The organism is Streptomyces sp. NPDC016845 (assembly GCF_044332585.1).
Taxonomy (GTDB): domain Bacteria; phylum Actinomycetota; class Actinomycetes; order Streptomycetales; family Streptomycetaceae; genus Streptomyces.
On sequence record NZ_JBIRPI010000001.1, the window covers coordinates 214,341 to 241,188 of the forward strand.

Sequence of the window (26,848 nt, forward strand, 5' to 3'; positions counted from 1 at the left end):
CTCAGGTCACCTCCGAGGTCCGGGCCCAGCGCGGGACACGCCGTCGCGGATCCGCGGGCGTCGAGAGGGGCGTGGTCTGTGCGGGCGACGCGAGCAGCGACGCGGCCAGCGACAGGTGCAGCAGGTACGGGGAGGCGTCGCCGAGCCCCGCCTCGGTGTACGACGACATCACCACGTACGTGATCAGGAAGAGCGCGCAGGCCCGCGAGAGCGACGGCGGCCGGAGCAGCGCCACGGCGAGCAGGACGAGCAGCATCGACGCGACGAGCCCGACACCGGTCAGACCCTGCTCGTTGTAGACGGCCAGCCAGCTGTTGTCGATGGGCAGCCCGTTGAACGACTTGTCGCCCAGGCCCGTGCCGAACAGCTGCTCCGTGGTCGACCGGTCCGCCGCGAGCAGCGCGTCCCACACCTTGGCGCGCCCGGTCAGGCTGGTGAAGTACTCCTTGGACTGCCCGCGCAGGAACCACGCCTGCACCGCGCCCGCGAACCCCACCGCGGCGACCGTGACGACCACCACCGACCAGGCGAAGAACCGCCGGGCGGCGGCGCTGTTCAGCACCAGGGAGAGAATCGCGACGACCAGCCCGACGAGCATGCCGACCGTCGCCGTACGGGTATGGGTCAGCGCGAGCAGGACGAAGGACGGCACGATGATGATCGCCGCCGTGCGCCCGTCGGTCTGCCGGCCGAGCAGGAGCAGCGTCGTCAACCCGATGATCACCGCCGCGTACTGGCCGATCTGCGGCGGCGTCAGCGGCCACAGCGCGCCGACCAGACGGCCGCCGTACAGCTCGGGCATGGCCGCGCCCGGTGAGATCGCGAGCCCCGCGGCGGCCGTCCCGATCGCCACGAAGTAGAACCGGATGTGGTAGCGGACGAACGTCGTGTCCCCGTTCCACCAGCGGCTGAGCAGCCACAGCGTGCCCACGAACAGCGACAGGCGGAAGCAGCGGAACAGCGCCCCGAGCCCGGCCTCGAGATGGATGCTGGAGAGGATGCTCGGCACCAGCAGGAACGTGAGGAGCAGCAGGAACGCGCTGGCTCTGCCCCGCAGCCGTAGGTTGACCGCGAGCGCGAGGGCGAACGCGGTGACCAGCGCGCCCATCGTGACCAGCTGGATCAGCGAGCGCGGCAGCGGAATGATCGTCTTCGCGCCCGCGGAGCCGAGCGTGTTGAGGCCGAGCAGCGCCCAGACGACCCCCACGGTCCGCGGGGTGCGCGCCGGCATCAGGTCCTGGACCATCTCAACCACCGGCCGGGAGGTCGAAGGTGCTGCCCGCGTCCTGCTCGTACGGCAGCGCCTGCCACTGCCCGTCGTCGAGCACCTTGCCCATGTCCTGGGCGACGAACCGCCACGGCCCGACGTACGCGTTGTCGTGCCAGCGGTTGTGCTGCTTGTCGGTGATGGACTTCTGGACCTTGTCGCCCTTGTACGGCGACCAGTTGGGGTAGGTGCCGTAATTGGACAGCAGCGCCATCCGGTCGCACCGCGACGAGCAGTCGATCTCCGGCTTGGCCAGGACGAACCGGTTGTCGTGGATGTCCACCCGCTGGGTCTTCCACCGGCAGTCGGCGTACAGCGGCTCCGTCTTGATCCCGGGCCGCTTGCAGCGCTCCTTGTCCTTCACGAGCAGCGTGCAGTCACCGGAGGAGGTGTTGGCCGGGCTGTTGCAGAACCGGTCGGCGCTCTCCCACAGGGTGATGCCGTTCCAGTTGTTCTCCAGCCGGTTCCGGTAGACCTCGATCTTGTCCGTACGGGCGTCGACGCGGGGCTCGCCGCCCGACTCGGAGATGTAGACGCTCCCGTACGGGAAGGCGTCGCCGCGCTCGGCGGACCTGCGCCCCTCGACCAGGTTGTTGCGCCGGATCGTGTTGTCCCTGACGACCGCGTTGTAGCTGATCTCGTAGATCAGCGCGGCGCCGTCGTTGGCCTCGATCAGGTTGTTCTCGATGCGGAAGTCGTTGTTGTTGGTGTCCGCCCACAGGCCGGTGCCCCGGTTGTCGTGGACCCAGTTGGCGCGGATGTCGGCCCGGTCGACGGCCCAGAACTTGATGCCGCCCGTGCAGCCGCAGCCCTTCCTGCGCTTCTCCCAGTCGCCGGTGTTGTTGCCGGTGATCTCGTTGCCCTCGACCACCAGGCCGCGGATCGAGTCGCCGTCCTTGTAGGCGTTCATGCCGTACTGCCCGTTGCCGCGCAGGCAGTTGTCGCGGACCTGCTGGCGGGCGCCCGCCATGAGACCGGCGCCGGAGTTGTACTGGATCGCGGAGTGCTCGATCACCCAGCCGTCGGCCGAGCCCTTGTTGACGACGCCCTCGTCCTGCGGCGGGACGAACCCCTGCACGGTCAGGTGGCTGATGGTGACGTCGGGGGCGTCGCCGCCGAACGCGTACTGGTTCTTCTTCCGCCCGTCGAGGACCGCGCCCGGCGCGCCGATGTAGCGGTCCCCCTCCTTCGGGATGACCTGGGCGTAGCGCTCCGCCGGGAGCCGGTGCTTGCCGGGGCGCAGCCAGAACGTGGTGCCCGGCGGAGCGTCGCCGGTCTTCGTTGCCAGGTCGCCCACCTTGCCGGGGTCGATCTCCACCGCGCCCGCGGGCGGCTTCTCCAGTCCGGCCGGGGGCTTGGCGCACACCCGCGCCACCTGTTGCCGGGCCCCGGACGTGGACGGTGAGGCGCCCGGCTTCGCCGAGGAGCCCGGCGAGCCCGTGCCCGTGCAGCCGGCCGTCGCCAGCAGCACGAGGGCGAGCGCCGGCAGTGCCGCGGGCCATGCCCGGTTGTGCCACTTCGTCCTCACGCGTCCTCCTCTCTGGTCTGCGTCGTTGTGCTGTCTCGTGGTCCTGGCCGTCCGGCTACGAGAACGTGAGCACGGTCGTGAACCGCCTGGCGCTGTCGGCCGCGGAGCCGGAGCCGGTGCCGATCAGCGTGGTGGCCGGTTCCTTGCGGCCGAAGCCGGGGGAGTACCAGCCCAGCGGCGGGTCGCTCTCGCCGCGGTGCGCCTGCCACGTCAGCCGGTCGGGCAGGTCGAGCACCGCCGAGCGCCGCTCACCGTCCCGGTCCCAGGTCAGCGTCGCCCGGTTCCCGGTCAGCTCCGCGGTGACCGCCGGACCGAGATGGAAGGCGAGACGCACCTCACCGTGCGGCCCGCGCACCTCGTCGACGATACGCAACTCCCGTCCCACTGACGCGAGTTCGACCCTACGACGATGAACGGCGGGCCGGTACCCGTCGTGCTCGGCGGACCAGCGGGACACCTTGGGGTTCGAGGTGTCGGCGACCAGGACGCGGGTGCGGGCGTGCCGGGTCCACAGAAACGGTCCGCCGGAGACCGACTGGTCCGCGCCGCCGAGCTCCAGGGTGTTGTGGCCGAGCGTGGAGCGGAAGTACTGCCGCCACTCGGGCTGCCCGTGGTAGCAGAACGTGCCCGGGTCGGCGAGCACGTCGACCCCGTCCTGCCGCACCTCCACGGAGAGCGCGTCCGCGTGGGCGTGCGCGGCGATCGACAGGAAGCCGTGCGGGCCGCCGTCGAGGCGGCACCAGATCTTGTCCGGGCCGCGCAGGACCGTCATGCCCGCGTCGGGGAAGTGCACCGGCCTGCGCGCCGGGCGCCGGAGCCCTTGCCCGTACGGCTCGACGAGCGCGGCGAGGAGCGGTGTGCGCACATCGGTGCCGGTCACCTCGGGCCACCAGCCGAGGCGGCCGAACACGGCCTCCCCGGTGGCGAGGAGCGAGCCCCAGCGGTCGGTGCCCACGCCGTCCACGACGAGGCCGTGCCCGTCGTCGGAGTCGCCCTGGCGCGGCGGCCGCAGGCGGTCGTCGACGACGGCGGCGAGCGCGTCGGTCATCCGCAGCAGCACGAGCCGGGTGGTCGCCGGTACCTCCACGCCCGCCGCGTCGGCCTCGGCGAGCGCCGCCAGACCGAGTTCCAGGACGAGCCCGTGGTACTCGGAGGCCAGCTCGCGGTTGAGCCCGGAGAGGTGGGTGTTGGCGCGCAGGCTGCGGTCGAGGGAGCGCAGCGCGTCGCCGCGCCAGCGCTCCGACGACGGGAACCAGTCGAAGGCGCAGGCCGCCGCGAACTGCCCGGCCGCCTCCGCGATGACGTGGTTGTTGGCCGACGAGCCCCGGCTCGGGAAGGCGGCGAGCCAGCGCTGGTGGTGCCAGATCTGCTCGACCGCCGCCGGGTTCTCCTCGAACAGCGCGGGCGCGCCCTGCCAGCCGTCGAGCAGCCGGCGCACCCACACCCACGACAGGAGCCGGATGCCCAGCTCGATGCCGCTGACCCAGTGCACACCGCGCAGCGGCGGGTTCACCGCCCACCACGACTCCAGGTGCGCGGCGACCCGCTCGGCGTACCGCTCGTCCCCGCTCACCGCGTAGGCGGCGGCGAGCACGGTGAGGTACTGGTGGCGCGACGGCTCCCAGATCTGCTTGATGTCGCCGGCCGTGTCCTCGCTGCGGTAGGGCACGTCGAAGGCGTGACCGTCGGGGGCCCGGCGGCCGGTCTTCGGGTCGTGGAACCAGTCCGGGTCCACGAGGTCGTCGCGGACCACGCCGAAGAACTCGGCCTGCCCGACCATCAGCCGGTCCGCCTCGGCGAGCAGGCGCTTGGCGGCGTCCGGCGCCACGGCGTCCAGCGCCCCCGCGGGCAGCGCGGCGGTGAACCGGACGCCGGTCACGGCCGGGCTGTGCGGCGGCGCGGTCCGCCACTGCCGCCTGCGAACGGCGTCGGCGGCCCGCCCGCCGACCTCCCGCGGGGCCATCCGGGACAGGCGGCGCAGGTACCAGGTGGGGCTCATGGTCATCGCGGTGACCTCGTGAGCGTGACGGGCGCGCCGCCCGCGAGCCCGGCCCGCACGGCGAGCGTCGCCGCCGTGGTCGCGGCGAGCGACTCCAGCGGTACGGGCATCGGTCCGCCGGTGCGCACGGCTCGCACGAACGCGGCGAGTTCGGCGTTCTGCCCCTTGTCGCGGGCCTTCGGCAGCCGCGAGCTGACCCACTTCTTGCGGCCGTGGACCGAGGCCCGTACGAAGTCGTCGAGGCGCAGGACCTTGCCGTCCGCGATCAGGTCCAGGGTCTCTTTGGGGAAATTGGAGGAGCCGGTGGTGACATAGCTGATGGTGGCGGTGGACCCGTCGGGGTAGCGGAGCTGGACCTGGAGGTCCTCGCCGCCGGGCGTGGCGGTCGCGTACACCGATTCCGGCTCCGCGCCCAGCAGCCAGCTCGCCGTGTCGATGAAGTGCCCGCCCTCGCCCGCGAAGCGGGAGCCCTCGGTGGACTGGCGCAGGTACCAGCTGCCGTGGTCGAGACGGCCCGCGTTGACCAGGTAGCGCAGGCTGGCCGGGCCCGTCCGGGTGCCGAACTGCTGCTTGGCCTCCTGGAGCAAGGGCGCGAAGCGGCGGTTGAAGCCGACCTGCAGCCGGTCGTTGCCGGTCTCCTCGACGGTCGCGAGGACGCTCGCCAGCTCCTCCTCGCTGAGCGCGAGGGGCTTCTCCACGAAGACGGTCTTGCCCGCGCGCAGCGCCTGCTCGGTCAGCTCCGCGTGCGAGCTGTGCCGGGTGACCACGAAGACGGCGTCGACCGACTTGTCGCCGAGCACGGCGTCGAGGTCGGTGGTCGCCTCGGCGAAGCCGAACTTGCGCTGCGCGTTGGCGGCGGACAGTGCCGTCGTGGTGACGACGGTCGAGAGCACCACGCCGTCGCGCCCGGACAGGTGTGGCAGGAGCATCGAGGACGCGTAGTTCCCGGCGCCGATGAACGCGCAGCGCACGGGGGACCCGGTGGCCGGCGTCCGAGCGGGCACGGAGGCGCTCCGCCGCACGGCGGGCACGGCGACCTCGGCCGGCCGCGGCTCGGCCGCCTCGGCCGGCTGCCCGGGGTAGCGGAAGAGGACCGCCACCGCCTTCAGTTCGCCGTCCTTCAGGCTCTGGTACGTCTCCACGGCGTCGTCGAACTCGGCGATGTGGGAGATGAGGGGCTCCACGTCGACGCGGCCGCGGGCGACCAGGTCGAGGAAGCACGCCAGATTGCGCCGCTCGGTCCAGCGCACGTAGCCGATCGGGTAGTCGCGCCCCTCCAGCTCGTACGACGGGTCGTAGCGCCCGGGGCCGTAGGAGCGCGAGAAGCGGACGTCCAGCTCCTTCTCGTAGTACGCGTTCCACGGGAGGTCGAGGCGGCACTTGCCGATGTCGACGACGCGGCCACGGTCCCGGCACAGTTCGGCGGCCAGCTCGACCGGCTGGTTGCTGCCGCCACCGGCCGCCAGGTACACCTGGTCCACTCCGTGGCCGTCGGTGAGCTCGGCGACGGCGGACTTCACGGCGTCGGAGGCGGGGTCGCCGCAGGCGTCGGCGCCCGAGCGCTCGGCGAGCGCGCACCGCTCCGGGTCGGGGTCGGCGCCGACGACGCGGACGCCCGCCGCTGTGAGGAGCTGCACCACCAGCTGCCCGATCAGGCCGAGGCCGATGACGAGCGCCACCTCGCCGAGCTGCGGCTCGCCCTGGCGGACGCCCTGCATCGCGATCGAGCCGACCGTGCCGAAGGCCGCGTGCCGGGGCGCGAGACCCTCGGGGACCGGGGTGTACAGGTTCTTCGGGACCCAGTTCACCTCGGCGTGCAGCGCGTGCTCATTGCCCGCGCACGCCACCAGGTCGCCGACCTTGACGTCGTCGATCCCCGCACCGACCTGCTCGACGACCCCGCACAGCGAGTAGCCGAGCGGCGTGTACGAGTCGAGCTTGCCCATCACCTTGCGGTACGTCGCGGGCACTCCGTTGGCGGCGACGCTCTGCATCACCTTGGCGACCTGGTCCGGGCGCGAGCGGGCCTTGCCCACCATCGACATGCCGGCCTCGGACACCTTCATGAGCTCGGTGCCGGTGGATATCAGCGAGAAGGCGCTGCGCACCAGCACGCCGCCCGCCTTGCACCCCGGCGCGGGGACGTCGAGCAGCGCCAGTTCGCCGCTCTTGTAGTTCTGCACAACCTGTTTCACCCGAGCTCCTCTTGTGTTCACGCTTTTCTCAGGCCGCCCGGCTCCGGCCGGAGCCGGAGGTCGCGCCGCGATACCAGTACTCGAGGGTCAGCACATGCCATAGGTGCTTGGAGAAGTCCCGCTGCCCCGAGGCGTCCTCGGCGACCATCCGGGCCAGCGCGTCCCGGCGCAGGAACCCGGAGTTGACGAGCACTCCGTCGTTGATCACCTCACGCACCAGGGGCGCCAGGTCCCGGCTCATCCAGGCCCGCAGCGGCGCGCTGAACAGGCCCTTGGGCCGGTACACGATCTCGTCCGGCAGGACCGAGGTGGCCGCCTCCTTGAGGACGGCCTTGCCCTGCCGCCCGGCGATCTTGCGCTCGCCGGGGAACGTGAAGGCGGCCTTGACCACCTCGACGTCCACGTACGGCACCCGGACCTCCGTCGACGCGGCCATGCTGGAGCGGTCCGTATAGGCGAGGTTGAGGCCCGGCAGGAACATCCGGGAATCGCCCAGGCACATGCGGTTGACGAAGTCGTCGAGGTTGTTGTCCTCGTAGACGTCCGCGTGCTCGGTCAGCACGTCGTCGACCGTCCCCGCCAGATCGGGATCGATCAGACTGAGCAGTTCGTCCTGGTCGTACATGGTGTAGCTGCGCCGGAACGCGGTCTCCTCCGGCAGATCGGCGAAGGACAGGAACCGCTTCGCGAACCGCACCGACCGGTACCCGCGCCTGGCCGAGGCGACCGGCAGCCGGTCCACCGCCGCCGACACCCCGCGCCGCAGCGGCCGCGGAACGCGCTGGTAGCGCAGGGCCAGCGTGTTGGCCAGGTGCTTGCGGTACCCGGCGAACAGCTCGTCGGCGCCCATCCCCGACAGCATCACCTTGACCCCGGCCTCCCGGGCGGCCGAACAGATCAGGAACGTGTTGATCGCCGCCGGGTCCCCGATCGGCTCGTCCAGGTGGTACGTCATCTCCGGCAGCAGATCGAGCACGTTCGGCGCGATCTCGATCTCGTGCAGATCCACCCCGAACTGCTCGGCGACCTGCCGGGCGTAGCGCAGATCGTCCGGCATCGCCTCGAACTTGGCGTCCTCCGCGCGGAACCCGATCGTGTAGGCCGAGATCCCGGGCCGGTCGCGCGCCGCGAGCGCCGTCAGATAGCTGGAGTCGAGCCCGCCCGACAGGAACGTCGCCACCGGCACGTCGGACAGCAGGTGCTGGCGCGTCGACTCCTCGACGATGGCCGCCAGATCCGGGATCTCCCCAGCGCGCGCCCGCTCCTGGCCCTCGGCGGCCACGTCCCGCAGGTTCCAGAACCGGCCGCGCTCGACCCGGCCGTCGGCCCGGCACGTCAGCCAGCTCCCCGGCGGCAGCTTCTCCGCCTCGCGGTACGCGCACCGCGAGTCCGGCACCCAGTAGTAGAGCAGCGAGGCGACCAGCGCCGCCGGGTCCACGTCCAGGGTCCCGCCGGTCGCGGTGGCCAGCGCCTTCAGCTCCGAGGCGAAGACCAGGCCCTCACCGCGGCGCAGGAAGAACAGCGGCTTGATGCCCAACTGGTCCCGTACGAGCGTCAGATCACCGGTGCGCTCGTCGAAGACGCCGAACGCGAACATGCCGCGCAGCCGGGGCAGGCACTCCGTGCCCCAGCGCCGCCACGCCTCCAGGAGCACCTCGGTGTCGGAGGTGCCGCGGAAGCGCACACCGGACGCGGCCAGCTCGGCCCGCAGCTCCGGCGCGTTGTACAGCTCGCCGTTGTACGTCAGGGCGAGCCCGTCCGAGATCATCGGCTGGGCGCCGGTCTCCGACAGGTCGATGATGGAAAGACGGCGGTGCCCGAGGTGCACCTCACCGTCGCCGACGGAGTGGCGGTAGCGCCCCGCCCCGTCCGGACCCCGGTGGGCGAGGATGTCGGTGAGCCGGTCGGTGACGGCCTTCCCGTCCGGCCACCGGTACGTGCCTGCGATGCCACACATGTCTTACCGCGCCTCCTGGTCGCTGTCCGGGACCCGCGCGGCCCACATGGGTACGCGCTCGGCGCGCCGCTGCCCCGTCTTGTTCTGCCGGGCCAGACGCTCGCTCTGCCCGCGCAGCGCGGTGTGCAGGCCGTCCCAGAGCGTGCCGTCGGTCCGGTCCCGCGGATCGGGGTCGATCAGGACGACGCCGAGTACGGGGATGTGCTGGTCGGCGAGTTGCCGCGCGACCGTGTGCAGCCAGGCGGCACTGGCGTGCCCGGCCCGCACGACGAGCACGGTCTGGCTGCCGAGGTACTGCAGATCGGTCCAGGCGGTGCCCGGCGCGACCGAGCCGACGCCGATCCGGCGGTCCTGCGGCGAGAGCGCCGCCGCCTGGTCACCGGTGATCACGTTCGGGCCGCCCTGCTGAGCGCGCGCCTTCGCGAGCTGGTTGCCGGGCAGCCCGTCGATGATCACCAGCGGTCCGTCCACCGCGAGAGCGCCCGCGAGGTTCAGGGCGATGACGCTCGTGGCGCGCGCGCCGCCCAGTTCGAGCAGCGACAGCGGTTCCGCGGAGCCGCGCACGGTCCGCGCGAGCGTCGTCGTGAGCCGTTCGCGGGCCGCCCGGGTCCGCCCACGGTGCCACAGCCGGCCGGAGCCGTGCGGCAGTTCGGCGATGACCGAGGCGCCCAGATTCGCGGCGACCTCCCGGCGCAGCACCGGCCGGTCGGCCACCACCACGCCGACCGCGGACAGGGCGAGCCCGATGACGAGCCCCAGGACGAGCCCGATCGCGGCATTGGTCACGGCCGTCTTCGGCAAGGAGTGCACCACCGCGCGCGGATCGTCCACGATCTGCGTCCCCGCGAGGAGCCGCGGCGTGCCGACGCGTGCCTCCTCCGCGCGCTGGTTGAAGTCGGCGATACGGGAGTTGAGCTCGGCGCGGCGGGCGAAGAGCGACTCGATGCTCGCCGAGTTCGCCGGGTCGGTGTCCGGAGACCGGCCGCCGATCTCGTCGTTGACCTCGGCCAGCTGCTTCTGCATCCGGTCGCGCTGGTCGAGCAGCGCCTTGGACTCGGCCTTCGCGGTGTCCCGCATCCGCTGCACGTGGTCGGCGACGAACGCGTCGGCCAGCGCCTTCGCACGGGCCACCGCCTGCGCGTCGGTGTCACCGGTCACGTCGATCTGCAGGACGTTGTTGGTCAGCCCCGTGCCCCGGTACTCCTTCATGAAGTCCTCGGGCCTCTCCCCGGACTTGAGGGTCTTCAGGGCCCGGTCGGCGATCCGCGTGGTGCCGAGGACCTCGACATCGGTACGGATCAGCGTGCCGGTGTCGTTCGGCTGGTCCTCCGCGTGCGCGACGAGCAGCTTGGTCGTCGCGCTCGGCGCCGGCGGCATGAGCACCGCGAACACCGCGCCGGCCAGGAAACCGAGGACCGCGAGGGAGCACCACAGGCGACGGCGTCTGCGCACCGCCACCACCAGGGCGTGCAGGTCGAGGAGCGGAGGCGTCGTCGACACCTCCGCGGTCGTGCTGCTCATCACACGGGACCTCCCGTCGCGTGGCCGCGCACCGCGAGCGCGAGCGTGGCGCTCTCCGGGGGCTGGTCGGCGGAGCGCGACGGCCGGGCGCGGACCGCGCCCGCCACGACGACACCGACGACTTCGTGGCCGCCGTCCGCGCAGGCCGAGGCGATGCCGCCCAGCTCCTCCGCGGTCCAGGCGCCCGCACCGAGCACGACCAGGACACCGGACTCGGCCTCCCGGTCGGGCACCATCGGATGGGCCACCGAGACCTCCACGACCCGCAGCAGCGGATCGTTCTTCGCCTCGGTGACGAGCTGCCCCGCGGCCCGCCGGGCCACGTCGTCACCCTCCGGGACGACGATGAGCAGCCGTCTCGGCACCGGCAGCTGATGCCTCAGGCGCATGCACACGCGCCGGTAGCGGACCCGTCTGCTGGTCTCGTCGCCCGACGTGTGCGGGGCAGGGGTGTCCCACGGCGCGTCGACCCCGAGGAAGCGGCGGGCCCTGGCCCGCGCTCCGGACGCCTTGGCCGGTTCGGCGCTCCGGTCACCCGGTACGTCGACGGTCCCGATCGCCACCGAGCCCAGCGCGGCGGCGATCTCCGCCTCCGAACGCAGCCGGCGGTTCATCCGGGCCGCCGTGAGGTGCGCGATGACCGCCACGAGGAGGAAGATCAGCGCCCCGCCCGCGACGAGCTGCATCCGCGTCGGCGGCGCCTCGCTCGTCGGCTTCGCCGCGGGACCCATCACGACCATGCTGTTCTTGGCCCCGATCGCCGGGTCGGCCTCCTCCAGCTTCTCCATGGCGTCCTGCAGCGCCGTACGCAGCTTCTCCAGCTCGGTACGGGCCTGCACGCTCTCCACGGTCTGCCCCGGATCCGCCGCCTCGGCGAGTTCGCTGATACGGCGGTTGGTCTGCGCGACCTGCTTGCGCAGCGCCTCGGGCCCCGCCTCCGCGTCGTCGGGGGCGGTGTCGTCGCTCCCGATCCGCGAGGCGAAGCCGACGAACTGCTGCGCCACCTGGTCGGACAGCCGCTGCGCCTTCTCCGGCGTGTCGGCCGTACCCGTGATCTTGATGATGTTCCCGTCCGCCGCCTTGGCGGCCACCTTGGTCTGCAGCTCGGTGCCGTCGACACCGGGCCACTTCAGCGCGGCGGCCGAGCGGTCGATCACGGCCGAACTCGTCGCGACCTCCACCTGGGTCAGCAGCTCGCGCTCCTCCCACTGCCCCGCCATGAGGACCGACGCCGACGTGGTCCAGCTCGGCGGGAACAGCAGGGACGCGCCGAGGCCGACGGCCGCCCCCGCCAGCGTGCACAGGGTCAGGAGCCGCCAGCGCCGACGGAGAATCCGCCCGATCGTCGCCAGACGTATCGTGTCCTCGCTCAACGGCGCGGCCTCCTCCCTTTTCGGCCGCGGCAGGCAGCGTCATAGGCGGCCAGCAGCGACTGCTGAGAGTGCCGCCAGGACAGCCGCCCGCTGATCCGCTCCTGACCGATCTTGCCCATCTCGGCCCGCCGCGCGGGGTCGTCCATGAGCTGCGCGACCAGCCGGGCGAACTCCGCCTCGTCGTTCGCGGGCGCGTAGAGCGCGGCGTCCCCGGCGGAGACCCGCGCCTCCCGCAGCTCGAAGGAGACGATCGGCCGGCCCATCGCCATGTACTCCAGGACCTTGTTCATGGTCGACACGTCGTTGAGCGGGTTGCGCGGGTCGGGGGAGAGACACACGTCCGCCGTGGACAGATAGCGCACCAGATCGGCGTCGGGTATTCGCCCCGTGAACTGCACCTGGCCGGAGAGCCCGAGCTGCTCCGACAGCTCCACCATCGCGTCGAAGGCGTCACCGCCGCCGACGAACACCGCGTGCCAGTCCGTCCGCCCGACCTCGTCCCGCAGGGCCGCCAGGGCGCGCAGGGCATAGTCCACGCCGTCCTGCGGGCCCATCACGCCGAGGTAGCACAGCAGATGGGGCTTGCCGCGCTTCAGCTCCGGCTCGGGCGGCACCGGCCGGAACCGCTCGACCTGCGGCGCGCTGCGCACCACGAACACGTCCTCGGGCCGCTTGCCGCCCCGGCGCACAGCGACGTCCTTGTAGCTCTCGTTCGTCGCGAGCACGATGTCCGCCGCCCGGTACGTGAGCCGCTCCAGGCCGCGCACGGCCCGGTAGAGCAGGTCCTCGCCCCGGTCGAACCGGGACAGGTACAGCTCGGGCACCAGGTCGTGCTGGTCGAAGATGAACCGCGCGCCGAGCCGCTTGAGCCGCAGGGCGGGCAGGAACAGCAGGTCGGGAGGGTTGCAGGCGTGCACCACGTGGACCGGTCCGACCTTGCGGGCGAGGCGCGCCGTGTGCCACAGCGCCGCCCCGTACTCGCGCAGATAACCGGCCGGACCGCCGGTGGCGGCGTTCAGCGGGTAGCGGTGGATCCGCACCCCGTCGATCTCCGCCTCCGCCTCGGTGTCCCGCTTGCTGCCCCGCGGGCAGATGACGTGCACCTCCCACCCCGCGTCGCGCAGGGTCAGGCACTCCTGCCACACCCGTCGGTCGAACGGCACCGACAGGTTCTCGACCAGGATCAGCGCACGCCGCCCCCGGCCCTCATTGCCACTTGCACGTGCTGTGTCACCAAGCAAGGCCCACGTACCCCGGTTCGGTCCGGCGCGTCTCGGCGTCGGGAAGGCGGATGAGATCGACGATCACCGGACCGCTGTCACCATGGGGCAGCGCCGAGAGAACGTCCGGGTCCTTGGTGCCGACCAGGCACACCTCCGCGTGGTCGAGCACCTCCTCGACGGAGTCCGCGAGCAGCTGCGCGAGGTGCGGAAGGCGGGTCTCGATGTACTCGCGGTTCGCGCCGAGCAGCCGGGACAGGCTCACGTTGGCGTCGTAGATCTTCAGGTCGTAGCCCTTGCCGTAGAGCCGCTCGGCCAGTTCGACGAGCGGGCTCTCGCGCAGGTCGTCGGTGCCGGGCTTGAAGGAGAGTCCGAACAGGCCCGCCTTCCGCTTGCCGGTGCGCTCCACCAGCTCCACGGCGCGCTGCAGATGGTCCTCGTTGGACGGCAGTACGTGCGACAGGATCGGCACCGACACATCCGCGCGCCGCGCCGCGTGGACCAGGCTGCGCAGGTCCTTGGGCAGGCAGGAGCCGCCGAAGGCGAAACCGGGGCGCAGATAGGCGGGGCTGATGTTCAGCTTGCGGTCGGCCAGGAAGACGTCGATCACCTGGTGCGAGTCGACGCCGAGCGCCTGGCACACCGCGCCCAGCTCGTTGGCGAAGCCGATCTTGAGGCCGTGGAAGGCGTTGTCGGCGTACTTGATCGCCTCGGCCGTCGGGACGGGCACCCGGAACACCTCGCCCGGCAGCCCGTCGTAGAGCGCGGCGACCACGTCGCCGCTGGCCTCGTCGATCTGGCCGATGACGGTCTTGGGCGGGTCGAAGTAGTCCCGCACGCTCGTGCCCTCGCGCAGGAACTCCGGGTTGACCGCGACCCCGAAGTCCACCCCGGCGGTGCCGGCGTGCTTCTCCAGGAGCGGCACGAGCAGGTTCAGGCAGGTGCCCGGCAGCATGGTGGAGCGGAACACGACGGTGTGCCGCCCCTCGCGCTCGGCGAGCGCCGCACCGATCTGCTCGGCGACCCGCTCCAAGTACGTCGTGCACAGACTGCCGTTGGCCTCGGAGGGCGTACCCACACACACCAGCGACACGTCACTGTTCAAAATGGCGTCGCGCACGTCGTCGGTGGCGCGCAGCCTGCCGCTGTTCACCGCCTCGGCGACGATGTCGCCGATCCGCTCCTCGACGACCGGCGCCTTGCCGTCGTTGACGAGGTCGACCTTGACCTTGCTGACGTCGACGCCGATGACCTCGTGGCCCGAGGCGGCCAGGCACGCTGCCGACACGCACCCCACGTAGCCCAGTCCTAAGACGCTGACTCTCATGTCCTGTTCCTCCCCCCAAGGCGGACCTTCACGGTCCGCTGTTTCCGTGCCCCACAGGGCAGTTGTGCCGCAGCCCCCCTGCGTTCCTCAGTACGCTCCCTGCCCTCGGAGCACCGCGCGCAGCGTCTTCCACAAGATCACCGAGTCAAGGGCGAGCGACCAGTCCTCCACGTACCGCAGGTCGAGGCGGACCGCCTCCTCCCACGGCAGGTCACTGCGCCCGCTGATCTGCCACAGGCCGGTCAGCCCTGGCTTCACGAGCAGCCGCCGCCGGATGTCAGGCCCGTACGCCGCCGACTCCTCCGGCAGCGGCGGCCGCGGCCCGACGAGCGACATCGATCCGGTCAACACGTTGAAGAGCTGCGGGAGTTCATCGAGCGAGTACCGGCGCAGGACGCTGCCGATCCGGGTCACCCGCGGGTCCCGGCGCATCTTGAACATCACGCCCGCGCCCTCGTTCTGGTCGGCGAGCGCGGCGCGCGCCCGGTCCGCGTCGGGGACCATGGTGCGGAACTTGAAGATCGTGAACTCCTGGCCGTCCTTGCCGACCCGGCGCTGGCGGTACACCGCACCGCCCCTGCTGTCCGTGACGATGAGCAGCGCGACCAGCAGCATCACCGGCGCGAAGAACAGGATCAGCGTCGCCGCGCCGAGCCGGTCCACGACGCCCTTGATGACCCGGCGGCCACCGGTGAAGGCGGGCATGCTGACCCGCAGGAGCGGTATGCCGAGCACCGCGTCGACGTGCAGCCGGGGACCCGCGACCTCCATCAGGACGGGGGCGACGACCATCTCGGCGTCGCTGCCCTCCAGATTCCAGGCGAGGCGCTGCAGGCTGTCGGGCGACCAGTGCGCGTCAGGGGTGACGGCGACGACGCGGTAGCCGTCGCGGTGGACATGGCCCGCGACGTCCGAGAGGCGGCCCACGACGGGGACGCCGTCCAACTGGTCGCTGTCGGGGCCGAGTCCGTCGGCGGTGCACACCGCCTCCACGCGCCAGCCGAGGTGCGGGAACTTACGGGTGCGGGAGATCAGGTCGTGCACGGTGGCCGGGCTGCCGGCCGCGAGAACCGGTCTGAGGCAGCGCCCCTCCTTGCGCTGCTTGTGCAGCCACAGGCGGAGCAGGTACCGGGTGGTCATCGTGGTGATCGCGATCGCGGGGATCGCGACGAATATCCAGAGCTTGATGTTGCGCGAGGTCAGGGCTATCCCGCCGAGCGCGAGGACGACGGTCGCCGTGAACAGGGAGCGCCCGAAGCGGCGGAACTCCTCGGCGCCCTGGCCGAGCACGGCCGGCGCCCAGGCCCGGCTCAGCCCGAGCGACGCGAGCACGAGCAGCTCGGTGCCGAAGGCGAGAATGCCCCACTTCTCATGCCAGTTGGCCGCGTCACGCGCACCGAAGAACTGGCCTATCGACGCCACCACCACGGCTGTCGCCACGGTGTCGGCGGTGATCACGGTACGTCGGTACCGCTGCTCCCAGTCGGTGGCGGGCTGCCTGAGTGGCCCGTTCCCCAGACGCCCGCGCGCCGGCGGTAACGGGCTTACTAATTCCCCCTGTTGCACGGACCCCCCCAGGTCACCAGCGGGCTCGACGTGTTCGCTCCACACGGTTCCTCCCCCCAGGGGGCGCCCCCGCCCCCCGCACTGTGTTCTCCCCCCGGGAGGCTCCGCCCCCCGTGCCGCACTGTTCTCGTCAGCGGAAGGCCCCCGCCTTCCGCGCCGCGCTGTTCTTCCCCCCGGAAGGCGGCTTTCGGCCTCCCGCGCATGACATTTCGGCTGAGCAGCGTCGTTTGGACACCTCGCCCAGGCGGCAGTGGTCTCTTACGCCCGCCAGGGCGTCACGGTGTGCGGAACCCGCCGTAACCCCGGATGCTCCCCACACCCAGGGCCCTGGTCCGGGCCCGAAAAATCGATCACCCCCACGCCCGGCGCCGGGGGTGCAGCCGCTGGCTGTCCCTGGCGCCCGACTTATAGATCGTCATTTGTCGCCTCGTGTCCACATGTGGAGCACGGTCAATCTAGACCATCAGCGCCGCCGTGTAGAGGGTATGTGTGGAACTCGTGCGTAACCGTTGGGACTTGATCCAGATGTCGAACGTGCGTGCAGTGAGGACAGCGCTTTCCGGCTGCCAGGTCTCAGCCACGTACACACTTTCGAACACTGTTCGAAATGGCGGATGAATCCGCCGGAATGCGGCACCTGCCGATGGGCGGGAGAGTGTGGGACATGGCAAAAAAGAAGAAGGACCTCAGCAAGGGCGACAAGGTCTCCTGGAGCAGTCACGGACAGGACGTCCCGGGAAAGGTGGAGAAGAAGATCACCAAGAACACGGAGGCGGCGGGCCGCACCGTCAAGGCTTCCAAGGAAGAACCGCAGTACGAAGTCACCAGCGACAAATCCGGCAAGAACGCCGTGCACAAGCCGGAATCCCTGCGCAAGAAAAACAGCGGCTGATGAGCGGGAAAAGCGACGACGACCGGCAGGACACCATCAAGGAGTTCGGCGACGTCGTCAACATGACCCCCGCCGCCCTCAAGAAGTGGCTGGACACCGACGAGTCCAAGAGCGTCGGCCAGTCCGACGGCGGCGGCGAGAGCGTCGGCCACGCCTCCGGGCGCCGCATCATCGACCTCCAGGAAAAGAAGAAGGGCGACCTCAGCGACGACGACGTCGCCCATATGCGGAAAGTCGTCGGCTATGTGCACCGCCATATCAAGCAACGCCCCTCCGGAGACGTCACGGACACCCGTTGGCGGTACTCCCTGATGAACTGGGGCCACGATCCGAAAAAGTGACGCGGGCGAAGACACCGGCACCCCGCACTGGCTCTTCGGCGACCGGCTCGGCCCCCACTTCGTCCCGCACCGCGGCACACCGCTGATCATGATCGAGGCGCGCGGGGTCTTCCGGCGCCGCCGCTCAGCACCCCGGTGACCGTCCACCACCCGGCCTCCCACGCGGCCCGCGCCTTCGTGGACGCCCTGCCCCGCGTGCGCGTCGGCGACGACGCCTGCCCCTTCACCGCCGGGTGCTGGACCCTCCTCCACCGTCACCGCGACCGCGTCGAGCACAACGCGCGCATGTCCCGGGCGGTCCCCGGCCTGGACCGCCTCCGCGACCTCGACGATCTCCCGGAACAGTCAGAAACGGAGAAGCCGGGAAGCCCGGACCCGCATTAACGTCGGCCTTCCGGCGGTGATACTGCTCCCAGCCGGTCGCCCGACGTATGGAGACAGCCATGACCACCAAGGCCAGGAAGACCGATACGCCGCAGGCCGGACAGCCGGCGCAGCACGTCGCCGACAGTCACGATCTGATCCGGGTGTACGGGGCCCGCGAGAACAACCTCAAGGATGTCAGCGTCGAACTGCCCAAGCGGCGGTTGACCGTGTTCACCGGGGTCTCCGGGTCGGGCAAGAGCTCCCTGGTCTTCAACACGATCGCCGCCGAGTCGCAGCGACTGATCAACGAGACGTACAGCGCGTTCGTCCAGGGCTTCATGCCGACGCTCGCACGCCCCGAGGTCGACGTCCTCGACGGGTTGACCACAGTGATCACCGTTGATCAACAGCGGCTCGGCGCCGACCCGCGCTCCACCGTCGGCACCGCGACCGACGCCAACGCCATGCTGCGCATCCTCTTCAGCCGTCTCGGCGAGCCGCACATCGGTTCGCCCAAGGCGTTCTCCTTCAACGTCGCCTCGATCAGCGGCGCGGGCGCGGTGACCGTCAAGCGCGGCGGCCAGGACGTGAAGGAGCGGCGCGCCTTCAGCATCACCGGCGGCATGTGCCCGCGCTGCGAGGGCCGCGGCGCGGTCTCCGACATCGACCTGACCGCCCTGTACGACGACAGCAAGTCCCTCGACGAGGGCGCGCTCACCATCCCCGGCTACAGCATGGACGGCTGGTACGGCCGTATCTTCACCGGCTGCGGCTTCTTCCCGCCGGACAAGCCGATCGCCCGCTTCACCAAGCGACAGCTGCACGACCTCCTCTATAAGGAGCCGACGAAGATCAAGGTTGACGGGATCAACCTGACGTACGAGGGGTTGATCCCGCGTATACAGAAGTCAATGCTCGCCAAGGACGTCGACTCGCTCCAGCCGCACATCCGGGCCTTCGTCGAGCGGGCCGTCACCTTCGCCGTCTGCCCCGAGTGCGAGGGCACACGGCTCAACGAAGGCGCACGCTCCTCGAAGATCAAGAGCATCAGCATCGCCGACGCCTGCGCCATGGAGATCCGCGACCTCGCCGTCTGGGTGCGCGAACTGACGGAGCCCTCGGTCGCCCCGCTGCTCGAGACGGTCCAGCAGACCCTGGAGTCGTTCGTGGAGATCGGCCTCGGCTACCTCTCCCTCGACCGGCCCTCCGGCACCCTGTCCGGCGGTGAGGCCCAGCGCGTCAAGATGATCCGCCACCTCGGCTCGTCCCTCACCGACACCACGTACGTCTTCGACGAGCCGACGACCGGGCTGCACCCGCACGACATCCAGCGGATGAACGAGCTGCTCCTGCGCCTGCGCGACAAGGGCAACACCGTCCTCGTCGTGGAGCACAAGCCCGAGATGATCGCCATCGCCGACCACGTCGTGGACCTCGGGCCCGGGGCCGGCGCGGGCGGCGGCAGCGTCTGTTTCGAGGGGACCGTGGACGGGCTGCGGGCGGCCGACACCATCACCGGACGCCACTTCGACGACCGCGCCGCCGTCAAGGACACCGTCCGCAAGCCGACCGGCGCCCTGGAGATCCGCGGCGCCTCCACCAACAACCTCCAGGGCGTCGACGTCGACATCCCGCTCGGCGTGCTGACCGTCGTCACCGGTGTGGCCGGATCCGGCAAGAGCTCCCTCGTGCACGGGTCGATCCCGGCGGGGGAGGGCGTCGTCTCCGTCGACCAGGGTGCGATCCGCGGCTCGCGGCGCTCCAACCCGGCCACGTACAGCGGTGTCCTCGAGCCGATCCGCAAGGCGTTCGCCAAGGCCAACGGCGTCAAGCCCGCCCTCTTCAGCGCCAACTCCGAAGGCGCCTGCCCCACCTGCAAGGGCGTCGGCGTGGTCTACACCGACCTCGCGATGATGGCCGGGGTGTCGACGACCTGCGAGGAGTGCGACGGCAAGCGGTTCGACGCCTCCGTCCTGGAGTACCGCCTCGGCGGCCGCGACATCAGCGAGGTCCTCGCGATGCCGGTGGCCGAGGCCGAGGAGTTCTTCCGCGCCGGTGACGCCCGCACCCCTGCCGCGCACAAGATCCTGGAGCGCCTCGACGACGTCGGGCTCGGCTACCTCACCCTCGGCCAGCCGCTGACCACGCTCTCCGGCGGCGAGCGGCAGCGGCTCAAGCTGGCCGCGCACATGGGGGAGAAGGGCGGCGGCGGTGTCTACGTACTCGACGAGCCGACCGCCGGACTCCACCTCGCCGACGTGGAGCAGCTGCTCGGGCTGCTCGACCGGCTCGTCGACGCCGGGAAGTCGGTGATCGTGGTCGAGCACCACCAGGCCGTCATGGCGCACGCCGACTGGATCATCGACCTCGGCCCCGGCGCCGGACACGACGGCGGCAAGGTCGTCTTCGAGGGGACTCCGGCGGACCTCGTCGCCCACCGCGAGACGCTCACGGGGCAGCATCTGGCGGAGTACGTGCAGGCGTGACCGGCGGCCCCGCGCGGCCACCCGTATGAGAAGCGTCAAGGGCACATACGTTCCCGTATAGGAGGCGTCAACAGGGACCGGAACCGGCCATGAGCGGATGTTTGCTCTAACCGTCCCAACGGATCCAACCGTTTCCGTCCGGTTCGGTTTGGTCCGATCCGGTTCGATCCGATCCGGTCCGATCCGATCCGATCCGGTCCGATCCGGTTCGGATCGGTTCCGTCCCTGTCCCTTTCGCACCCATCCGGGAGCTCACGATGGCCGATCTGGCCTTCGTCGTCACCACGGTCGCGGTCTTCGCGCTGGTGGCCCTCGTCGCCAAGGGGGTCACCAAGCTGTGACCCTCGAACATGTTGTCGGCCTCGTCGTGGCCGTCGCCCTCCTGGGCTACCTCGTCCTCGCCCTCCTGTACCCGGAGAGGTTCTGAGCGCCGACATGAGCCCCGTACTCGCCGCAGCGCTGCAGTTCCTCGCCCTTGTCGCGGCGCTCGCCCTGGCCCACCGTCCGCTCGGCGACCACATGGCCCGGGTCTACTCCTCCGAGAAGCACCTCCGGGTGGAGAAGTGGATCTACAAGGGCATCGGCGCCGACCCGGACACCCGGATGCGCTGGACCGCGTACCTGCGCGGCGTCCTCGCGTTCTCCGCCGTGAGCGTCCTCTTCCTCTACCTCCTCCAGCGGCTCCAGGGCGCGCTGCCCGGCTCGCTCGGCTTCCGGTCGATCGACCCGGACCAGGCGTTCAACACGGCCGCGTCCTTCGTCGCCAACACCAACTGGCAGTCGTACTACGGCGAGCAGGCCATGGGCCACGTCGTGCAGACCGGCGGCCTCGCGGTGCAGAACTTCGTCTCGGCCGCCGTGGGCATCGCCGTGGCCGTCGCCCTCGTACGCGGCTTCGCCCGGACCCGCACCGGTGAACTGGGCAACTTCTGGGCCGACCTGGTACGCGGCGTCGTCCGCGTCCTCCTCCCCATCGCGGTGCTCGGCGCCCTGGTCCTGGTCGCCTGCGGCGCCATCCAGAACTTCTCGGGGATCCATGAGGTCGGCCAGTTCATGGGCGGCTCGCAGCAGTGGAACGGCGGCGCCGTCGCCTCGCAGGAAGCCATCAAGGAGCTCGGTACCAACGGCGGTGGCTACTTCAACGCCAACTCCGCCCATCCCTTCGAGAACCCGAACGGTTTCACCAACCTCTTCGAGGTCTTCCTCATCCTGGTCATCCCGTTCGCGCTGCCCCGCACGTTCGGCGTCATGGTCGGCTCGGTCCGGCAGGGCTACGCGATCCTCGCCACGATGGCGACGATCTGGGTCGCCTTCACCGGCCTCATGATGTGGACCGAGTTCGCCCACCACGGCCCCGCGTTCGACCTCGCGGGCGGCGCCATGGAAGGCAAGGAGAACCGCTTCGGCATCGGCGGCTCCTCGATCTTCGCCGTCGCCACGACGCTGACCTCGACCGGCGCCGTGAACTCCTTCCACTCCTCCTACACCGGCCTCGGCGGCGGCATCACCATGCTGGGCATGCAGCTCGGCGAGATCGCGCCCGGCGGCACGGGATCCGGCCTCTACGGCATGCTGATCATGGCGATCATCGCGGTGTTCCTCGCAGGGCTGATGGTCGGCCGCACACCCGAGTACCTCGGCAAGAAGATCGGCACCCGCGAGATCAAGCTCGCCGCCTGCTACATCCTGATCACCCCGGCGCTCGTCCTGCTCTTCACGGCCTTCTCCATGGCCCTGCCGACGCCGAAGAACTCCATGCTCAACGGGGGCGCGCACGGGTTCTCCGAGATCCTCTACGCCTTCACCTCCGGCGCCAACAACAACGGCTCCGCCTTCGCGGGCCTGAGCGCCGACACCCACTGGTTCAACACCACGATCGGGCTCGCCATGCTGCTCGGCCGCTTCCTGCCGATGGTGTTCGTGCTCGCGCTCGCCGGTTCACTGGCGGAACAGCGGCCGGTCCCGGCCACGTCGGGCACCCTGCGCACCGAGAAGCCCCTGTTCACCGGGTTGCTCGTCGGTACGGTCATGATCGTCGCCGGGCTGACCTTCTTCCCCGCCCTCGCGCTCGGCCCGCTCGCCGAAGGGCTCGCCTCATGAAGAACGTACGTACCGAGACATCCGAGGGCACCGTGGCCAGTGGTCTGTTCGACCCCGCGCAACTCCTGAAGTCGCTCCCCGACGCCTGCCGCAAGCTGCACCCCCGGGTGATGGTCAAGTCCCCGGTGATGTTCGTCGTGCTCGTCGGCTCGGTGCTGACGACCGTGTTCTCGTTCGCGCACCCCTCCGACTGGTTCGGCTGGACGATCAGCGCCTGGCTCTGGCTGACGGTGATCTTCGCCAACCTCGCGGAGGCCGTCGCGGAGGGGCGCGGCAAGGCGCAGGCCGACACTCTGCGCAAGGCCAAGACCGACACGGTGGCGCGCAGGCTGAACGGACCGGCCGAGGAGCGTGTCCCTGGCACGGACCTGCGCATCGGTGACCTCGTGGTCTGTGAGGCGGGCGATGTCGTCCCCGGCGACGGCGATGTCGTCGAGGGCGTCGCCTCCGTCGACGAGTCCGCGATCACCGGCGAGTCCGCGCCCGTCATCCGTGAGTCCGGCGGCGACCGCTCGGCCGTCACGGGCGGCACGAAGGTCCTCTCCGACCGCGTCGTCATCAAGATCACGACGAAGCCCGGGGAGACGTTCATCGACCGCATGATCAACCTGGTCGAGGGCGCGGCCCGGCAGAAGACGCCGAACGAGATCGCGCTCAACATCCTGCTCGCCTCCCTCACCGTCGTCTTCCTCCTCGCCGTGGCCACGCTGCCGCCGTTCGCGCACTACGCGGGCAAGAACCTCGACATGGTCGTCCTGGTGGCCCTGCTCGTCTGCCTCATCCCGACCACGATCGGCGCCCTGCTCTCCGCCATCGGCATCGCGGGCATGGACCGCCTCGTCCAGCGCAATGTCCTCGCGCTGTCCGGACGCGCCGTCGAGGCCGCCGGTGACGTGTCGACCCTGCTGCTCGACAAGACCGGCACCATCACCTTCGGCAACCGCCGGGCCGCGGAGTTCGTCCCCGTCGAGGGTGTCACCGAGGCTGAACTCGCCGACGCCGCCCAGCTGTCGTCGCTGGCCGACGAGACCCCCGAGGGCCGCTCCGTCGTCGTCCTCGCCGAGGAGAGGTACGGGCTGCGCGAGCGCGTGCGGGCCGAGCTGACCGGCGCGGACTGGATCGAGTTCACCGCGCAGACCCGGATGTCGGGCGTGGACGTCGACGGACGCGCGATCCGCAAGGGGGCGGCCGGGTCGGTCGCCGCCTGGGTCGGGGAACGGGGTGGCGGCCGGACCGCCGGGGACGCCGACCGGCTCGTCAAGACGATCTCCGAAGCGGGCGGCACACCGCTCCTCGTCGCGGTGGAGGACAGCGAGGGCGCCCGCGTGCTCGGCGTCATCCACCTCAAGGACGTCGTCAAGGACGGCATGCGGGAACGGTTCGACGAGCTGCGCCGCATGGGCATCAGAACCGTCATGATCACGGGCGACAACCCGCTCACGGCGAAGGCCATCGCGGACGAGGCGGGCGTCGACGACTTCCTCGCCGAGGCGACGCCCGAGGACAAGATGGCGCTGATCAAGCGGGAGCAGGCGGGCGGCAAGCTCGTCGCGATGACCGGTGACGGCACCAACGACGCGCCGGCCCTCGCCCAGGCGGACGTAGGCGTCGCCATGAACACCGGCACGTCGGCCGCGAAGGAGGCCGGCAACATGGTCGACCTCGACTCGAACCCGACCAAGCTCATCGAGATCGTCGAGATCGGCAAGCAACTGTTGATCACACGAGGCGCATTGACAACCTTCTCCATAGCCAACGATGTCGCGAAGTACTTCGCGATCATCCCGGCCCTGTTCGCCGCGGTCTACCCGGGCCTCGACAAGCTCAACATCATGCGCCTGTCCAGCCCCGACTCCGCGATCCTCGCCGCGGTGATCTTCAACGCGCTGATCATTGTCGCGCTCGTCCCGCTCGCCCTGAAGGGGGTCCGGTACCGGCCCGTCAGCGCCGACCGGCTGCTCCGCCGCAACCTCGGCGTCTACGGGCTCGGCGGCCTGATCGCCCCCTTCATCGGCATCAAACTCATCGACCTGCTCCTCTCCCTCGTTCCCGGTCTGTGACGACCCCCGGAAAGCGTGCTGACCACCATGAACACCTCCGTACGAAACACCGGCCGGGTCCTCGGCGCGGGCCTGCGCGCCCTGCTGCTCCTCACCGTCGTGTGCGGCGTCCTCTACCCGCTCGCCGTGACCGGTGTCGCCCAGGCCGCCTTCCCGCACCAGGCCGGCGGCTCCGAGATCAAGTCCGGCGGGAGGGTCGTCGGCTCGTCCCTCATCGGCCAGACCTACCTCACCGAGGACGGCGAGCCCGACCTGCGCTGGTTCCAGCCCCGCCCGTCCAACGGCCTCGGCACCAACAGCGTCAACACCCAGTACACATTGATCCTGTCCGGCGCCACCAACCTCTCCGGCGACAACCCCGCCCTGGTCAAGCAGGTGAAGGACGCCCGGGCCGCCGTCGTCGCGGACAACTCCACGGCCACGTACAAGGTGCGCGCCTCGGACGTCCCGCCCGACGCCGTCACCTCGTCCGGCTCGGGCCTCGACCCGCACATCTCGCCGGACTACGCGAACCTCCAGGTCCATCGGGTCGCGGAGCGGAACCACCTGCCCGTGGCGCGGGTCCGCGAACTGGTCGACGCGCACACCGACGGCCGGGCGCTCGGCTTCATGGGGGAGCCGGGCGTGAACGTCCTCGAACTCAACGTCGCACTGCGCGAGTCGACCACCGGCGAGTGAGCGTCACTCCCTCCCGGCCGGTGCCAGGAGCCCGCGCTCCATCGCCACCACGACCGCCCGCGTCCGGTCGCTGACGTCGAGCTTCGCGAAGACGCGCAGCAGATGCGTCTTCACGGTCGCCTCGCCGATCACCAGGCGCCTGCCGATGTCCGCGTTGGAGAGGCCGTCGGCCACCGCCCGCAGGACGTCCACCTCGCGGGCGGTGAGCGCCGCCTGGACCGGCCGGCGCATCTTCGCCACGAGCTTCTGCGCGACGCGCGGCGCGAGCACGGTCTCGCCGCGCGCCGCCGCGTGGATCGCGTCGACGAGCTGCTCGCGCGAGGTGTCCTTGAGCAGATAGCCGATCGCCCCCGCCTCCACCGCGCGCTCGATCTCCGTGTCCGTGTCGTACGTCGTCAGGATCAGCACGCGGGTACCGCTCGGGCCCGCGACGATCCGCTGCGTGGCCGCGACTCCGTCCAGGACCGGCATCCGTAGGTCCAACAGAGCGACATCGGGGCGGAGTTCGTCGACGAGCGCCACGCCCGCCCGGCCGTCGTCCGCCTCCCCGACCACCTCGATCCCGGGCTCGGGCGCGAGCAGCGCGACGACACCGGCGCGCATCACGGTGTGGTCGTCCACCACGACGACCCGCAACGGCCGGACGTTCTCGTCCTGCACGGTCATTAGAGCTCCTCGTGGCCGGGGCCGAAGGGGGTGGAGGGGGTGGAGGGGCCGAAGGGGGCGGAGGGGGCGGGCAGGGAGGCGAGTATCCGGGTGCCGTCCCCGACGGAACTGGTGACGGTCAGCTCGCCGCCGAGTTCGGCGAGCCGCTTGCGCATGCCGTCGAGGCCGAAGCCGCGCGCCGCGCCCACGTCGAAGCCCCGCCCGTCGTCGGTGATCTCGAGCTCGATGCCGTACGGGCTCGGCGCGAGGACCACGATCACCGTCGAGGCCCCCGCGTGCTTGCGGACGTTGGCGAGCGACTCCTGGGTGCAGCGCAGCAGCGCGATCCGGGTCTGCTGGTCGCAGCCGGCCTCCGCGAGGTCCGCGTCGACCGCGATGCCGGTGTCCTCGGCGAACCGGTCGAGGGTGCGCCGCAGGGTCGCGGCGACGGAGCCCTGGACGGCGCCGCCGGGCGGCGGTGTCGCCCCGACGAGGGCGCGGGCCTCCGCCAGGTTCTCCCGCGCGGTCTGCTCAATGGATGACAACTGTTGAGCGGAGCGCTCAAGTTGTGGACCCGGTGGGGTATCCGGTGATGTACCTGGTTGAGCACTCATCTGTGTATCCAGACCCGCCCGTGCGGCCTCCGCGAGCACGATGATCGAGGCGAAGCCCTGCGCGAGCGTGTCGTGGATCTCGCGTGCGAGCCGCTCCCGTTCGTCCGCCGCGCCTTGCCGCCGATGCGCCTCCGCCAAGGCGGCCTGTGTATCGACGAGTTGATCCGCCAACTGCTGAGCCCGCGCCTCGCCCTGCGCGCTGATCCGGTGGACGAGGAGGCCGACCCCGGCGCCCACGACGTACCCGAGCGCGACGAAGGCCGTGTCCCCGGTGAGCAGCGCCGGGTCGGGATCGCGTCCTGCGGCGCCCGCCGACGCGGTCAGGGCGGCTGCCGCCCCGCTGAAGGAGAGAGCGGCGGCGGGCCCGGACGCGTAGATCCAGAAGTGCGGCAGCGCCACGATGAACAGGGCGGCCCCGCCGCCCATCACGTAGGCGACGGTGCCGAGCCCGGCGACCAGGACCGAGAGGTAGACCGGCGGTCGCAGGACCGGATTCGAGGGGAACATCGCCACGGCCGCGTAGGCGAAGGTGAGGACGGCCAGCAGCCCGTACACCGTGAACTTCACCCCGGCCGCCCGGTCCGAGACGGCGATGGCGGGCGGCACGAGCCCGCACAGCACCCACAGGACGGCGTTCCAGCGGTGCGCGGCGGGGACGGCGAGGGAGCCCTGGGCGCTGGTGACGGCGGGCTGCCGGCTGGGGTCCATGGCGA

At 70.9% G+C, this 26,848-nt stretch carries 19 protein-coding genes and 1 pseudogene; 8 read left to right on the top strand and 12 right to left on the bottom strand.

Translation table 11 applies throughout. From position 1 onward, the window contains the following. Position 1: 1 nt before the first annotated feature. From ACH4RC_RS00935 to ACH4RC_RS00980, 10 genes are all read right to left on the bottom strand, one after another. The gene (locus ACH4RC_RS00935) at positions 2-1,246 is read right to left on the bottom strand and encodes an O-antigen ligase domain-containing protein (protein WP_398193408.1); all 1,245 of its coding nucleotides are present in this window, start codon (positions 1,244-1,246) and stop codon (positions 2-4) included. A gap of 1 nt (position 1,247) precedes the next feature. After that, positions 1,248-2,795: a right-handed parallel beta-helix repeat-containing protein gene (locus ACH4RC_RS00940; RefSeq protein ID WP_398193411.1), complete on the bottom strand. Its 1,548-nt coding sequence runs from the start codon at positions 2,793-2,795 to the stop codon at positions 1,248-1,250. Between the two features lie 55 nt (positions 2,796-2,850). Beyond that, positions 2,851-4,800, bottom strand: a complete 1,950-nt coding sequence (locus tag ACH4RC_RS00945; RefSeq protein ID WP_398193413.1) for an alginate lyase family protein — start codon at positions 4,798-4,800, stop codon at positions 2,851-2,853. Further along, entirely contained in the window at positions 4,797-6,989 is a 2,193-nt protein-coding gene (locus ACH4RC_RS00950; protein WP_398193416.1) for a bi-domain-containing oxidoreductase, read from the bottom strand. Before ACH4RC_RS00950 ends, ACH4RC_RS00945 begins: the two co-directional genes overlap by 4 nt. Before the next feature lie 28 nt (positions 6,990-7,017). Beyond that, positions 7,018-8,946: an asparagine synthase (glutamine-hydrolyzing) gene (gene asnB, locus ACH4RC_RS00955; protein ID WP_398193419.1), complete on the bottom strand. Its 1,929-nt coding sequence runs from the start codon at positions 8,944-8,946 to the stop codon at positions 7,018-7,020. A gap of 3 nt (positions 8,947-8,949) precedes the next feature. Then, complete coding sequence (locus ACH4RC_RS00960; protein ID WP_398193420.1) at positions 8,950-10,467, bottom strand: Wzz/FepE/Etk N-terminal domain-containing protein; 1,518 nt, start codon at positions 10,465-10,467, stop codon at positions 8,950-8,952. After that, positions 10,467-11,840, bottom strand: a complete 1,374-nt coding sequence (locus ACH4RC_RS00965; RefSeq protein ID WP_398193422.1) for a Wzz/FepE/Etk N-terminal domain-containing protein — start codon at positions 11,838-11,840, stop codon at positions 10,467-10,469. Before ACH4RC_RS00965 ends, ACH4RC_RS00960 begins: the two co-directional genes overlap by 1 nt. Beyond that, entirely contained in the window at positions 11,837-13,081 is a 1,245-nt protein-coding gene (locus tag ACH4RC_RS00970) for a glycosyltransferase family 4 protein (protein ID WP_398193425.1), read from the bottom strand. Before ACH4RC_RS00970 ends, ACH4RC_RS00965 begins: the two co-directional genes overlap by 4 nt. Further along, a complete protein-coding gene (locus ACH4RC_RS00975) occupies positions 13,071-14,387 on the bottom strand; it encodes a nucleotide sugar dehydrogenase (RefSeq protein ID WP_398193427.1) in 1,317 nt (438 codons plus the stop codon). The genes ACH4RC_RS00970 and ACH4RC_RS00975 overlap by 11 nt, the downstream gene beginning before the upstream one ends. Before the next feature lie 87 nt (positions 14,388-14,474). Continuing rightward, positions 14,475-15,953, bottom strand: coding sequence for a sugar transferase (locus ACH4RC_RS00980; RefSeq protein ID WP_398195611.1), 1,479 nt, complete (start codon positions 15,951-15,953; stop codon positions 14,475-14,477). Positions 15,954-16,617: 664 nt separating this feature from the next. Between ACH4RC_RS00980 and ACH4RC_RS00985 the strand changes: the two genes are divergently transcribed. From ACH4RC_RS00985 to ACH4RC_RS01020, 8 genes and pseudogenes are all read left to right on the top strand, one after another. Continuing rightward, positions 16,618-16,845, top strand: a complete 228-nt coding sequence (locus ACH4RC_RS00985; protein ID WP_398195613.1) for a DUF2945 domain-containing protein — start codon at positions 16,618-16,620, stop codon at positions 16,843-16,845. After that, the gene (locus tag ACH4RC_RS00990; RefSeq protein WP_398193429.1) at positions 16,845-17,186 is read left to right on the top strand and encodes a DUF3140 domain-containing protein; all 342 of its coding nucleotides are present in this window, start codon (positions 16,845-16,847) and stop codon (positions 17,184-17,186) included. The genes ACH4RC_RS00985 and ACH4RC_RS00990 overlap by 1 nt, the downstream gene beginning before the upstream one ends. Continuing rightward, positions 17,173-17,390 (top strand): annotated as a pseudogene (locus tag ACH4RC_RS00995) (cryptochrome/photolyase family protein); the annotation flags it as partial. The gene ACH4RC_RS00990 and the pseudogene ACH4RC_RS00995, both read left to right, overlap by 14 nt. A 239-nt stretch (positions 17,391-17,629) precedes the next feature. Next, a complete protein-coding gene (locus tag ACH4RC_RS01000) occupies positions 17,630-20,038 on the top strand; it encodes an ATP-binding cassette domain-containing protein (RefSeq protein WP_398193431.1) in 2,409 nt (802 codons plus the stop codon). A gap of 337 nt (positions 20,039-20,375) precedes the next feature. Beyond that, positions 20,376-20,465, top strand: coding sequence for a K(+)-transporting ATPase subunit F (gene kdpF / locus ACH4RC_RS01005; protein ID WP_398193434.1), 90 nt, complete (start codon positions 20,376-20,378; stop codon positions 20,463-20,465). Between the two features lie 8 nt (positions 20,466-20,473). Then, positions 20,474-22,138, top strand: coding sequence for a potassium-transporting ATPase subunit KdpA (gene kdpA / locus ACH4RC_RS01010; RefSeq protein WP_398193436.1), 1,665 nt, complete (start codon positions 20,474-20,476; stop codon positions 22,136-22,138). After that, entirely contained in the window at positions 22,135-24,198 is a 2,064-nt protein-coding gene (gene kdpB, locus ACH4RC_RS01015) for a potassium-transporting ATPase subunit KdpB (RefSeq protein WP_398193439.1), read from the top strand. The genes kdpA and kdpB overlap by 4 nt, the downstream gene beginning before the upstream one ends. 27 nt (positions 24,199-24,225) lie before the next feature. Then, positions 24,226-24,876 (top strand): potassium-transporting ATPase subunit C, encoded by a 651-nt coding sequence (locus ACH4RC_RS01020; RefSeq protein ID WP_398195615.1) that lies wholly within the window; start codon positions 24,226-24,228, stop codon positions 24,874-24,876. A gap of 3 nt (positions 24,877-24,879) precedes the next feature. Here the strand turns inward: ACH4RC_RS01020 and ACH4RC_RS01025 are convergent, their stop codons facing one another. Then, complete coding sequence (locus tag ACH4RC_RS01025) at positions 24,880-25,542, bottom strand: response regulator (RefSeq protein ID WP_398193440.1); 663 nt, start codon at positions 25,540-25,542, stop codon at positions 24,880-24,882. Next, a complete protein-coding gene (locus ACH4RC_RS01030; protein ID WP_398193443.1) occupies positions 25,542-26,843 on the bottom strand; it encodes a sensor histidine kinase in 1,302 nt (433 codons plus the stop codon). The genes ACH4RC_RS01025 and ACH4RC_RS01030 overlap by 1 nt, the downstream gene beginning before the upstream one ends. Between the last annotated feature and the right edge of the window lie 5 nt (positions 26,844-26,848).